This is a genomic window from Zhaonella formicivorans, assembly GCF_004353525.1.
GTDB lineage: Bacteria > Bacillota > DUOV01 > DUOV01 > Zhaonellaceae > Zhaonella > Zhaonella formicivorans.
The window spans coordinates 2,216,879-2,229,789 of the sequence record NZ_CP085524.1 but is presented as its reverse complement, the minus strand read 5'-3'; the positions used below and the strand labels follow the sequence as shown (position 1 = coordinate 2,229,789).

Here is a 12,911-nt window from a genome sequence, read left to right as displayed (position 1 = left end):
TACCTCCTTCCCTAAAGCATTAATATTGGGCAGTGTCAAATCTGTATTTGGCCAGGGCCAAATTGTAGTTATAAATGGCCTTAACCACAGCGGCCTCAACTTCGCTCAGTTTTTCCTGGGCAGCTAATACTTCGGCAATGGTGCCCGAGAGGTTTTCGATTTTCAGTTCCTGCAAAAGCTTCGAGTTCTCTCCAAAACCGGTCTGGTATTTAAAGGTGGCAATTTCCAGGTTTTCCTTGGCCAGCTGCTGCATGTCCCGGACTGTGTCCAGGGCTTCCTGGGCAGTCTTCACCGCGTTATAAGAGTCGAGGATGGAGTATTTTACTTCTGCCCGCTGCCGGTCCAGGTTAAGCAGAGCCCTTTCTCTTTGCAGGTCGGCTTCCCGGTAGTAAAAGGTGTTGGGGGTGTAGGTGCGGGAAACGATGTCAAAATTGAGCGCTGCTACAGCCAGTTCCCCTTCTGCTTTGAGCACCTCCAGCCGTTTAGTCAACCCTTGGTTTAAGCCTTGCTCCAGGTCCGGAACGGCTTCCTGGGTGGTGAAATTGTCCTTAAGCGTAAAATCTTCTCTCTCCGGGTAGTTCATCAGTTTTTTAAGCTGGTTTTTGGCTGCGGCCAGGTCGTGTTTTGCCTGGAGCAGCTTCGTTTTGGCTGCTTTGAGCTGCAGGGTGGCCAGCAGCACTTCGTCCTTGGCACTGAAACCTGCCTCAAAGCTGTCCTTGGCAAACCGGTAGAGCTTGTCGGCAAGCTGCAGGGAGTCCTCCTGGACTTTGACCAGACGCTCTTTTTCCAGGACCTCATAGTAGGCGTTTTGGACCTGCAGTGCCAGGCCCTGCTTTTGGATGAGCACACCGGCCCTGGCCACGTTCAGGGCAATTGTGGCACTGGTCTTCATTAAATCAGCAGCATTATCCGCGCTTTGCAGGTTGTCGATATTGGTTACTCCTGCCTCCATCAGCTCTCTGCTCACTTGGGTTATCCCTTCTTTCAGGGACTGTTCACCTGCGTTAAGCTGGCTTTCGCCCAGGGGTATGCCGGCCTCCAACAGCTCTTTGTTCTGCTGCAGCCGGTTGTACTGTTCGGCATAAGCGGGATCTTTGTCAAGCCCCGCTTGCTCCAGCTGTGCTAACTGCTCTTTGATGTATTCCAACATTTGCTTGTTGTCGTTTAGTTCCCTGCGCCCTTCCTCCAGGTCACTTTCCCCTTTTTTTAGTTTTTTGGCAGTATAAGCTGCCTTGTCCTGGTTTTCCTCTTTTTCCCTAAGGGTCAGGTAGATCTGGCGCATATCCAGGCTGTGTTTCAGGGCATAATCAATAGCTTCATCCAAAGTGAGTTGTTTGACGTTTGCTTCTTTTGTTCCGTTCCCTCCATTTAGGTTAACGTTGTTTGTCTTTTGGGAATAGACCTCTTGCCCGACCGTTTTGGCCGCTTCCTCGGTACCTGCCCCTGCAGGTATATAACCCCAGGGCAACAGGTTTGCCAAAAAGGAGCCCAAGACTACTAAGGTGAGCAATTTGTGTTTGTTCATCTTTTAAGCCTCCTAGGATTGCATCTTTTCTTCCAGTTGGACCAACCTTTGATAGAATTTTTCCAGAAGCGTTACCACCAGCTTTTTTTCTTCTTCGTTGAAACAGGACAGGAGCTTTCTGTTCAGCTCCATATGGGTGGGGATGACAGCTTCAATTAATTTTCTGCCTCGCCGGGTTATTTTGGCGATAATGCTGCGGCGGTCGGTTGGGTGAGAAAAGCGTTCCACCAGACCCTCTTTCTCCAGCCGGTCCACCAGGCCGGTGATGTTGGCCCTGGTTACCAGCATTTGTTCTCCCAATTCAGAAAGGAGGAGCCCCCCTTTTGCCCTGTAGAGCAGGAAAAGGGCGTTGAATTTGGCCTCTGAGAGGCCGAACTGCCCGTAGTGCTGCTGTAAGATGCGTTCCAGCAGGTTGTAAGTTTTTACAAAATTGATCAGCAACTGGCTGGGGAAATCTTTAATCCAGGCATATCCTTTGACTGCAACGGATTGGATTTCATCTGTCAAAACAGTCACCTCCAGGTAAGTAAATGCATTTAATATTTACAACTATATAATTAACATATTAACTAAATTGCGGCAATATGCTGTTAATAAAATTTTCCGAGTCTCAGACCCATTTTGGCAAACAATGAAGGACGGGTGACTTACGTTTCTCCTGGATAAAACCGGTGTCAGTCTAATGCAGAAGATTATTTTCAGGGTTTTATAGCAGGAAGTAGAGCTGAATTGTAGAATATATCATGATGTCATGAAAGAATGATGAATGTTAGCTATCAGCCGCCAGCTGTCAGCTATCAGTTTGTAATAATTTTCATTTTAGGCTGAAGGCTGAAAGCTGATGGCTAAAGGCTTGACGACGGGGGTTATAAGCTTGAATAAATTTTGGCGACATGTGGGGCTGGCAGTGCTCCTTTTCTTTTGTCTGAGCGTGCTTGCACCAAATGCCTACGCCTTTTCCGATGTAAAGGATACCCATTGGGCTAAAAATGAAATTGATTTCCTGGCGGCCAGGGGAATAGTGAGCGGCTATGGCGACGGGACTTACAAGCCTGGCCGCGGCGTAACCCGGGGTGAATTTGCATCCCTGATCATTAAAGCATTGAACCTGGAGGACAGCGTCTGGGCTTTGCAAGGGGGTGGCCAGCTCTTCCGGGACGTGCCGGTTAAACACTGGGCCAAAGGCTATATCCAGCTGGCCTGGGAGCTGGGCATTGTCAGCGGTTACAGCGACGGTACCTTCCGGCCGGACCAGACCATCCGCCGGGATGAGATGGTATCCATGCTAATCCGGGCCTTGCGTTTTATCGGACAGGGCGACAAAGAGGTGGAGTTTTCCGACGAAGCCAAGATACCGGCTTGGGTCAGGGAAAGCGTCAGGCTTGCCGCCCGCTGGGGGCTGGTCAGCGGCTTTGCTGACGGCACTTTTCGCCCGGCCTCTCCGGTCACCAGAGCCCAGGCGGCAATCTTTATCAACAACCTGTTGGGACAAAGGGGCGCCCGCTTTGATTTTTACGCCCGAATCCAAAGCGTAGACGTGACTGCCCGGTCAATCCGGGCGGAGGTCAACGGCTCTCAGGAGACTTTTAGATATGCCGATAAACTGACAATATACCGGAATGGGGTAGAGCTCGGCATCGGCGAATTGGCCGCGGCTGTCCCGGCCTACGGTCTGTTTGTTTTAGACCGGCAGGGCCAGGTAAATTACCTGGAGCTGGTGGACAGGCCGGTGACAGGGGATACCGGCTTAGTATTAAGCCCCAAGGCTCCGCCTGCTACTTCGGGCCAACCGGTCGGAGGGGGGCAGGCAGGGCTTTTGGAAAGAGAACTGGATTACCTTGTCCAGCCGGACCGGGAAAGCGCCAGCCGGGCCAAACGCAGCTTGGAGATAACCAAGGCGGTGATGGAGGCCGATGAGCTGTCCGCCGACATGGGGGTTGACGGGGCGGGCCAGCTTATTGCTATTATTGACAGCGGCATTGACCCGCTCCACCCTGATTTGCTTAAGACATCACAGGGTAAAGACAAGCTGGTGGATTTTATTGACCTGACTGACGAGGGCCTGGTTTTTACCGGGAGTACGCTTCCGGCCAGGAATCTGGTTAATATTCAAGGGACTTCATATATTTTGGGGAACATACCTTCCCAAAGCGGCGTCTATCGGTATGGGTTCTTTGGTGAAGAACAGATCGATTTTGATGTCAATTCCAACGGCAAGAAGGCCGACCGCTTCCTGGTGCTCCTGACAGACAGCGAAGAGAGCGGCCATTACGACACTGTCTATATCGATACCAACTACAATGCCAGTTTAATTGACGAGAAGCCTCTGAAAGCTTATAGACAGGGGCATGATAAGGTGAGCTTCAGTTCTACCCTGCAAGGCTATCGTTTTAGCTTTGTTATTAGTCAGATTGACAGCGACGGTTCCAGGGTGAAGCTTGGCTTCGATGTCAACGGACACGGCACCCAGGTGGCCGGTGTGGCTGCCGCCAGCGGCAGCATCAGTGGAATGGCTCCCGGTGCCCGGCTGCTGGTTGTAAAGGTTTTGGACAGGCAGGGGGAGACAAGCTGGGCGCTGTTGGAGGAAGCAATTCGCACTGCTGTTGACAGGGGGGCTACGGTGGTCAACTTGAGCCTGGGCTATTACCAGGACGAGACTTCCGGCAACAACTCGCTCACCTATTTAATTGACACTTTGAGCAAGAAGAAGGGTGTGGTCTTTACCGTTTCAGCGGGCAATAAAGGCCCGGGTCTGGGCAGCCTGGCCACGCCGGGCAACGCCAAGGGGGCCATTGGGGTGGGAGCATATATTTCCCCGGCTATGTGGGAAAATGACTATGGTTTGGAAGTGGAAGAAGAAAGTCTCTGGTACTTCAGTTCCGCCGGCCCCCGCCAGGACGGGCTGGTGGCGCCTACGGCAGTAGCCCCGGGCAGCGCTGTGACAAGTTATCCTGGCTGGTCCGGCTCTCTTTACCGCCTGGCTGAAGGGACCAGCATTGCTGCACCTCATCTGGCGGGCGCAGTGGCCCTGCTATTGGACAGCGCGGAAAAATCGGGGGTAAATTCCAGCCCGGAATTGGTAAAAAGGGCGGTCCAGCTGGGAGCAAGGGAACTGCCCGGGTTCAGCGTTGCTGAAGCAGGCTATGGGGTGGTGAGTATTGCCGATGCGTGGAAGCATTTGCGCCGGCTGGAGCCCCAGGCCCCATTAAAGAGCTATACCTGGAACCGCCGGCTGGGCATCGGTGAAGGGATCTATGCCAGGGAATTTTTGCCAGGCCAGGTCCCCTACCGGGTAGGCAACCTGGGTGGGGAGGACCGGGTGGTTTTCTGGAACACAACTGCCCAGTGGCTGAAGCCCTGGTTTAAGATGACCTCGCTGCCGGGGAATGCCCAGCGGGATGTGCCAGTTGACTATATCCTTCCGGAGCAGCCGGGCGTCTACACCGGTTTCCTCGAAGGGCGGTTTCTGGACTCCTACGGCCCGGAAGTTGCCATGCTGACGACGGTTATTAAACCTTACCGGCTGGATGCTGACAACGGCTACCGCATGGAAGAGACGGGGACCCTCAAGGCGGCCCAGTATAAAAGGTATTTTTTCCGCGTGCCTCAGGGCGTTGAAGGGTTGCAGGTCACCCTGGCCGTTCCTGGCGGAGCGGATGGCTACCGGGGCCGGGTGCGGATGCATCTGGTGAGGCCGGGCGGTCAGGAATACATGATGACTGACTTTGCCGGGGAGACCCTGGAGAATATGCAGGGCAAGGAATGGGTCGGGGCCACTGTTGATAATCCGGACCCGGGCACCTGGGAAGTGGTGGTCTACAGCTCGCCTTCCTTGTCCCGGTTTGGGCTGAAAGAATCCCAATACCGTCTCCGGGTAGAGCTCATGGGGGCGCCGGAGGAGGAGCCGAGCAAGCTAACTTCCCAGTACCTTATCGGCATTGTGCCCAAAACATTGGAACCAAATAAACCAAACTACATTACTTTGTCCATCCGGGACAAACAGCGGAAAACACCGGTGGACGATATCATGATTGAAATCAACGGCCAGATTTACCAGGTAAAAAAAGGGTGGGTAACTTTTACAGCAGTACCCCAGGGAGATAAGCTGAAGTTGGATGTTAGACTATAGTTAGCTACCAGCTATCAGCCGGCAGCCAACAGCCTATAGTTTTAGCTGATAGCCATCTTGGTTACAATTTGTTGTGTACGGTAAAAAGTAAAACTGTGTACCACCATCTAAGCAATAGCAAGAGGCTAATGGCTGTGAGCTGAAGGCTGACAGCTGTTAGCTGGTTCGGGAGGTCTAAAGTTGGCTAAAACAAACAGATTCAATGCAGTGCTAAGCGTTATACTAATAGGCACTATCCTGGCGGCAATGCTTGCAGCTCTGTTTTTGGGTTTCCAAAGGCACAGGCTGGAAGCTAAAAACCGCCAGGTAGAGCTGGCAGTGGAGTATTCGGAAGTAATGCGGCTTGCCCAGCAGTCCGGGCTTAGTTTTCGGGAAGTGCTGGCCCAATTGAAAGAGGCGGGGGCTACCGCAGTATTTTTTAAAGAGCAGGGGCTGGACAACTTAAGCTGGCAGGTCTGGACAAGGAGCGGCAATGAGCTCCTGTCTGACGGCAGCTTAAGCCCTGGGACAAAAGCACAGCTCAGGCCCGAATATACCTATCTGCTGACCAGGGATAAAAAGCTCCACCGGCGGATATTGAAACAGCTGCAGATTAAGCTGCCTAAAGTGGAGGCTCTGGAGAACCCCGGGGGACCTTACCTGGTAGGAACTCCGCTGCCGGCAAAGCAGTTTGAAAACATCGGGGCTACGGGCACCATAGGGCTGGGCTTCCCCGAGGAAGATATGGCCGCAGCGGAAGAGATGGGATTTAATCTCCAAGTGCAGATTAAATCCTGGCCCCGAGTGGATAATGACGATTTCAGCGCTTACTTCAGTTCATTAGCCCGGTTTAAAAGGCTGGACCTGGTCCTGTTCATTGATAAGACTATTCCCGGTTTTCCCGGCAAGTACCTGCTCTTGCAGGAGGAAATCGCCAAGCTGGGTGTACCGGTGGGCCTGATTGAGTTGTACGACCAGAAAGGGTTTGTGCAGCTGGCCAAGGCGCTGGACAAAAATGTGGTCCGGCTCCATTCCATCGCCGAAAACCAGATGCCAACCATGAGCCCCGAAATGGCTGTGGACAGGTTTACTCTAGCGGTGACCGACCGCAATATCCGGGCGATCCTGGTCAGGCTTTTCTTGAAGCCGGAATCTGAGGACTGGCTTACTTCCAATGTACAGTATATCAGCAAGGTGAGAAACAGCATCGAAGCCCAGGGCTTTACCTTTGGCCGGCCCGCAGCCCTGGAAGGGCCCCTGTATTACGGCTTTTTAAACCTGGTGATCGGGTTAGGGGTAATTGCCGGAGGGGTGCTGCTCCTGCGCCTTTTAGGCTGGCAGCTCCCCGCCTACGGTTTGGGAGCACTGGCTGTCTTTGGCTGGCTGGCCTTAATTGCCGGCGGCCATGTAACCATGGCCAGGAAACTGATGGCTTTGGCTGCGGTGGTGATTTTCCCCTCCCTGGCCATTCTCCTCAATCTGGAGGAAAGAGGGACCAGCATAGGCAGGAGCATTGTTCTCCTGCTCAGGACCTCGCTTATCTCCCTGGTCGGCGCTCTTTTCACGGTTGGGCTCCTGGCTGATGTGAACTTCATGCTGAAGCTTGACCAGTTCAGCGGGGTTAAGGCCGCCCATGTCCTGCCGCTGCTGATTGTTGTAGTATTTCTGTTCTGGCGTTTGGAAAAGCAAAATGCCGGAAAGCGCCTGATTGAGTTTTCGGGCACCCATATTACTGTAGGTTATGCAGCTTTGGCGGCAGTTTTGGCCATAGCCTTTGCCATCTATATCGCCCGCACCGGCAACGATGCGGCGCCTGTCTCCGGCCTGGAGCTCTCGCTCCGCAGCTGGCTGGATAAAATCCTGGTGGTCCGGCCGAGGACCAAGGAGTTCCTGATTGGCCACCCCTTGTTGCTCTTGACTTTTTATTTGGGATACAGGCATAGGCTGCTGCCTGTGCTGCTTTTAGGCGCCATTGGGCAGATTTCCATGGTGAATACTTTTGCCCATATCCACACCCCCCTGGCCGTATCCATTTTCAGGGCTTTTAACGGCTTATGGCTGGGGATAATAATCGGCGTAATCCTGATTTTTGCATACCGGTTGGCTGAAAGAGCGGGAAGGCGGTTGTTCCATGGCTAGGATAGTGTTGTCCGGGTATTACGGCTTTAACAATACGGGGGATGAGGCGGTGCTCTTCAGCATCCTGCGCACTTTGCGTTCTCTAAAACCGGAGCTGAAGTTCACAGTGCTCTCCAACGACCCGGCAAAGACAAGCAAACAGTACGGGGTGGAGGCTGTCAACCGCTGGAAATTGAAGGACGTGTTTCGTGCATTAAGCCAGGCGGACTTGTTCATCAGCGGCGGGGGGAGTCTCTTGCAGGATACCACCAGTCCCAAAAGCATCCTTTATTACCTGGGTGTTGTCTGGCTGGCAAAGCTTATGGGCAAGCCGGTAATTTACTACGCCCAGGGGATAGGTCCCATTACCTCCGGCGTGGGTAAAAAGCTGGTGCCGTTGGTGTCCAACAAGGTAGATGTGATTACTGTGCGAGACCAGGCCTCCAAGGAGTTGTTGACCGAGCTGGGGGTCACCGGGCCTCCGGTTTATGTCACCGCCGATGCAGTGTTCAGCCTCTACCACCGAGAGATAGAAAGAAAACCGGGACAGGAGCTTTTGGAACGCTGCGGCATAAAGCCGGAAGACAAACTGCCTATGGTGGGAATTTCCGTGCGGCAGTGGAAAAATCTGACCGGCTACCAAAGGGTTCTGGCCCGGCTGGGGGATGAGCTCATACGGCAAGGTTACCGGGTGGTGCTTTTGCCTTTCCAGTTTCCTGATGACGTCTGTGCCTGTCGGGAAATTGCCCGTTTGATGCAGGAGGAACCGGTGCTCATCAAGGAACAGTGCAGCGTTACCGAAATGCTGGGGGTGCTGGGAGAACTGCAGCTGGTAGTGGGGATGCGCCTCCATGCGCTGATCATGGCTGCAGTCATGGGAGTCCCGGCGGTGGGGATTTCTTACGACCCCAAGGTGGACAGCTTCCTGAAGCTGACGGAGCAGCCCAATGCAGGCCGGGTGGAGACGCTGGACTTCGAGGTCCTCTCCCGGGAAGTGTTTGGCGTGTTGGCCAAACGGGAAGCAGCAGTGGCCAAGCTCGCTGAACGGGTCGGTGAACTCAGGGTGGAATCCCGTCAGACGGCAGAGCTAGCGCTGAATTTGCTAAAATGAGTCAGAGAACCGTCCCCTGACTCACTCCCCTGACTCACCAATTTTTATGCTAATTTGGGTTGACAAACAGGCTATGATGTTGTAAGCTTCACAATGTAACACAATTTAATAAGACCTCACTTTTAGAAGTGGGGTAGAGGCGCGATATTTAACAGTCTTTAGCGGAGTTGAGGGGCGGTGATGCTAAGGAGAAGGAAATGTCGCCGAAGCATATAATATCCTCAGTATTATATGCTGGGCCTGCAGTTAAGAGCTGTAGGACTGTCTCAATAAACTTCCCGGTTTATTGAGTTGCGCTATCTCATTTGGGAAAAGATGAGGCATTGGGAGCAACTAGTGTAATTGCGGCCTGAGTCTATCTCAGGTCTTTTTTTATATATTTAGATTTTATTAAGGAGGAGAAAAAAGTTATGGGAAGAAAATTATCAGTATTAGTAGCCCTATCCTTGGCATTGATTGTGCTCTTAACAGGGTGTGGGGCAAATAGTAGTTCAAAGGAACAAGTATCAGAGGGCGGAACATTTAGGGTAGGCATGGAAGCTGGTTATGCACCATTTAACTGGACGCAAATGGATGATTCCAATGGTGCAGTTCCCATTGAAGGTACATCAGAATATGCGGGCGGATACGATGTAGAAATTGCAAAAAGAATTGCTGAAGGTTTGGGCAAAGAATTAGTTATAGTTAAAACTGAATGGGATGGTCTTATCCCGGCCTTAACCTCAGGTAAAATCGATGCTATTATTGCAGGGATGTCACCAACTGCAGAACGTTTGAAAACAATTGATTTTTCAGATCCCTACTATAAGTCAGATTTAGTTATGGTAGTTAAAAAAGGCGGAAAATATGAAGGGGCAACTTCTATCCAGGATTTCAAGGGGGCAAAAATAACTGCTCAATTAAATACCTTCCACTATACCGTAATTGATCAAATAGAGGGTGTAATTAAGCAGCCTGCGATGGATAATTTTCCTGCAATGAGAGTTGCTCTTGAATCGGGTATGATAGACGGATATGTTTCCGAACGTCCGGAAGGTGTTAGTGCAACGGCTGCCAATGAAAACTTTGCGATGGTAGAATTTACAGATGGATTTAAAACATCGGATGCAGATACAGCAATTGCTGTCGGTCTTCCCAAAGGCAGTGATTTAACAGAAAAAATCAATGAAATACTAGCAGGAATTTCGGAAGAAGAACGTACAAGGATTATGGATGCTGCTATCGCTAATCAACCGGCGGCTCAATAATAATGTAAAACCGACTGTGTTTTGATACAGCCGGTTTTATCAATTTATAGAGGAGGAGAAATATGACATATGAATGGTTAGTAAAAATTGTTTCCAATTATTGGCCGATGTTTCTTCGCGGAGCCGGGGTAACGCTTTTTATTTCTATTATAGGTACTATTTTGGGCTCTATCATTGGTTTACTAATAGGGGTTGTACGTACTATCCCAATGCCTGAGGCAGGAATGAAAAAAGTACTTCTTAAGATAATTAATGCTCTTCTTTCTGCTTATGTGGAGTTCTTCAGGGGAACACCTATGATTGTACAAGCTATGGTTATTTACTATGGTTCGGCTCTAGCCTTTGGAATAGATATGGATCGAATGGTTGCGGCAATTTTTATAGTATCCATCAATACAGGGGCGTACATGGCGGAAATTGTTCGCGGAGGTATCATTTCTGTTGACAAGGGACAGTTTGAAGCTGCCCATGCGATCGGCATGAATCATTTCCAAACTATGCAAAATGTTGTTTTGCCCCAGGTAATTCGTAATATTTTACCGGCAACAGGTAATGAATTTGTAATAAATATTAAAGATACCTCGGTTTTAAACGTTATTTCTGTAACAGAATTGTTTTTCCAAACAAAATCAATTGCCGGAAACAACTTCAGATACTTCGAATCATTTTTTGTGGCCAGCATTATTTATTTTATAATGACCTTTACAGTGACAAGAATTTTACGTTTTATTGAAAGAAAATTGGACGGTCCGGAAAATTATGATCTGACCGGCAATCAGATGCAAGTGGATAGGCCAGAAGATATGCTGCGTAGGACAAAGGACTGGCCTAACAAATACTAGACGAAGGAGGAGATAAATATGGAAAAAGTACTTGATATCCAACATTTAAGTAAATCCTTTGGTACTAATGAAGTTTTAAAAGACATTAATTTTTCCGTAAACAAAGGAGAAGTAGTCTGTATTATCGGTTCCTCTGGTTCAGGTAAATCAACCCTCCTTCGTTGCATCAATCTTCTAGAAAAACCAAGTGGCGGACAGATCATTTATAATGGCAAAAATATTTTAGATGAGAAGCATGACATCTATGCCTATCGCACCAAAATGGGGATGGTATTTCAACAATTCAACTTATTTAATAATCATAACGTTTTAAATAATTGTGTTGTTGGGCAAGTTAAGGTTTTAAAAAGGACTAGGGAAGAAGCGGAAAAAGTGGCAATGAAATATTTGCAGGTTGTAGGCATGGAAAAATATATTAACGCTAAACCCAAACAATTATCTGGAGGTCAAAAACAGCGGGTGGCTATTGCCAGGGCACTTTCCATGGAACCGGATGTTATGTTGTTTGACGAGCCTACTTCAGCCTTGGATCCTGAGATGGTTGGGGAAGTCCTGAAGGTTATGAAGGAACTTGCTGAATCCGGTCTAACCATGTTAGTAGTAACCCATGAGATGGGCTTTGCCAGAGATGTGGCTGACCGGGTAGTATTCATGGATAAGGGAGTCATTGCTGAAGAAGGAAGCCCGGAGCAAATCTTTAATAATCCAAAACAAGAACGAACCAGGGAATTTTTAAAACGTGTTTTGAGCGAGATGTGAGTCAGGGGACGGTTCTCTGACTCATTTTACTCCAAATACAGTTTCCCTATTTCTTGCTGGCGTTTTATAAAATGCTTTTTAATTTCTTCCCAGTTAACCGGTTTGAACATCCCAGGCATGATCTCTTTCTCCGCATCATCAAAATAAGCAAAAACCATTCTTTTTCTGGATCTATTCTATGCGCTTCATATTCCCAAAAAAATTTGTGCAACTCGACGGGTAACATTTGCTATCACCTACCTTGTATACATCTATTATACCACATTTTGGGAACAGTTATTGGCCGTTATAAGGAAGTCATTTACTCGCTAACGAATTAAATTATCTGCTTTTTAAATCAATAGAATCAAAATATTTTTTTATCTATTTTTTTTAATCAGTTTTGTAGACAACGCCTGCATTTTATATGCTATAATTAAGACAACATATCAGACGTCAGACAAATTTGGAGGCATTATGAAACTTAAAGCAGCCAATATTACTTTAAGCCATATGGCAAGAGAACATATTCTAACACTTATTGAGGAAAAAGGCTACAAGTATAATGATAAACTTCCCACCGAATTGCAAATTCAGGAGATGCTGGGAGTAAGCCGTTCCACCGTCAGAGAAGCACTGGCCCTTTTGGAACAGGAGGGGATTGTGCGCAAAGTTCAGGGCAAAGGAACTTTTTTGAACAAGGTGCCTGTGAAGATTAAAGACGGCTTGGAAGAACTTAAAAGTGTCACTGAAACCATACGCAGCTTTGGATATAAACCCGGTACCAAAGGGTTCAAGATCAAAAAAGTTATGCCTGACAAGGATATGGTTGAAAAGCTGAAACTGCAAAAAGGAGAAGAAGTATATACTTTTGAACGGATCAGGACAGCCGACGGCAACGTAGCCGTATATTGTTTGGACAGCTTTCCGGTCAGGTATTTTCAGGATGAGCTTCCGGATGATGATTTTGCAGGTTCCATGTTCGACTACCTGGAAGAAAGGCTTGGCATCAGGATTGACTCCGCTGTTGCCGAAATTGTGCCTGTATTTTTTACCGGGGAGATCTGCAAAAAGTTAGGCCTTAAAGAAAACAGCGGTTTTTTGTTGTTAAAGCAGATTCACTACGATACCCAAGGCAACCCGATCATTTATTCTCTCGATTACTTTAATACCGATGTGTTTAAGTTTATGGTCAACAGAAAAAGAAAAGAAGGATGATGAC

At 49.1% G+C, this 12,911-nt stretch carries 9 protein-coding genes and 1 riboswitch; of the genes, 7 read left to right on the top strand and 2 right to left on the bottom strand.

The features are described 5' to 3' along the window. Window positions 1-19: 19 nt before the first annotated feature. Together EYS13_RS10850 and EYS13_RS10845 are read right to left on the bottom strand one after the other, a co-directional pair. A complete protein-coding gene (locus tag EYS13_RS10850; RefSeq protein WP_227762420.1) occupies window positions 20-1,525 on the bottom strand; it encodes a TolC family protein in 1,506 nt (501 codons plus the stop codon). A gap of 12 nt (window positions 1,526-1,537) precedes the next feature. Continuing rightward, window positions 1,538-2,032, bottom strand: a complete 495-nt coding sequence (locus EYS13_RS10845; protein WP_227762419.1) for a MarR family winged helix-turn-helix transcriptional regulator — start codon at window positions 2,030-2,032, stop codon at window positions 1,538-1,540. A gap of 367 nt (window positions 2,033-2,399) precedes the next feature. Here EYS13_RS10845 and EYS13_RS10840 point away from each other — a divergent pair, with 367 nt between their 5' ends. From EYS13_RS10840 to EYS13_RS10810, 7 genes are all read left to right on the top strand, one after another. Beyond that, on the top strand, window positions 2,400-5,654 hold the full coding sequence (locus EYS13_RS10840; RefSeq protein WP_227762418.1) for a S8 family serine peptidase: 3,255 nt from the start codon (window positions 2,400-2,402) through the stop codon (window positions 5,652-5,654). 180 nt (window positions 5,655-5,834) lie between these two features. After that, window positions 5,835-7,772 (top strand): DUF5693 family protein, encoded by a 1,938-nt coding sequence (locus EYS13_RS10835; protein ID WP_227762417.1) that lies wholly within the window; start codon window positions 5,835-5,837, stop codon window positions 7,770-7,772. After that, window positions 7,765-8,862: a polysaccharide pyruvyl transferase CsaB gene (gene csaB / locus EYS13_RS10830; RefSeq protein ID WP_227762416.1), complete on the top strand. Its 1,098-nt coding sequence runs from the start codon at window positions 7,765-7,767 to the stop codon at window positions 8,860-8,862. The genes EYS13_RS10835 and csaB overlap by 8 nt, the downstream gene beginning before the upstream one ends. A 126-nt stretch (window positions 8,863-8,988) precedes the next feature. Continuing rightward, window positions 8,989-9,169: riboswitch (Lysine riboswitch) on the top strand. A gap of 103 nt (window positions 9,170-9,272) precedes the next feature. Next, window positions 9,273-10,109, top strand: coding sequence for a transporter substrate-binding domain-containing protein (locus tag EYS13_RS10825; RefSeq protein WP_227762415.1), 837 nt, complete (start codon window positions 9,273-9,275; stop codon window positions 10,107-10,109). Between the two features lie 62 nt (window positions 10,110-10,171). After that, complete coding sequence (locus EYS13_RS10820) at window positions 10,172-10,951, top strand: amino acid ABC transporter permease (protein WP_227762414.1); 780 nt, start codon at window positions 10,172-10,174, stop codon at window positions 10,949-10,951. 18 nt (window positions 10,952-10,969) lie between these two features. Continuing rightward, window positions 10,970-11,710, top strand: a complete 741-nt coding sequence (locus EYS13_RS10815; RefSeq protein WP_227762412.1) for an amino acid ABC transporter ATP-binding protein — start codon at window positions 10,970-10,972, stop codon at window positions 11,708-11,710. 456 nt (window positions 11,711-12,166) lie between these two features. Further along, a complete protein-coding gene (locus tag EYS13_RS10810) occupies window positions 12,167-12,907 on the top strand; it encodes a GntR family transcriptional regulator (protein WP_227762411.1) in 741 nt (246 codons plus the stop codon). Window positions 12,908-12,911 lie beyond the last annotated feature (4 nt).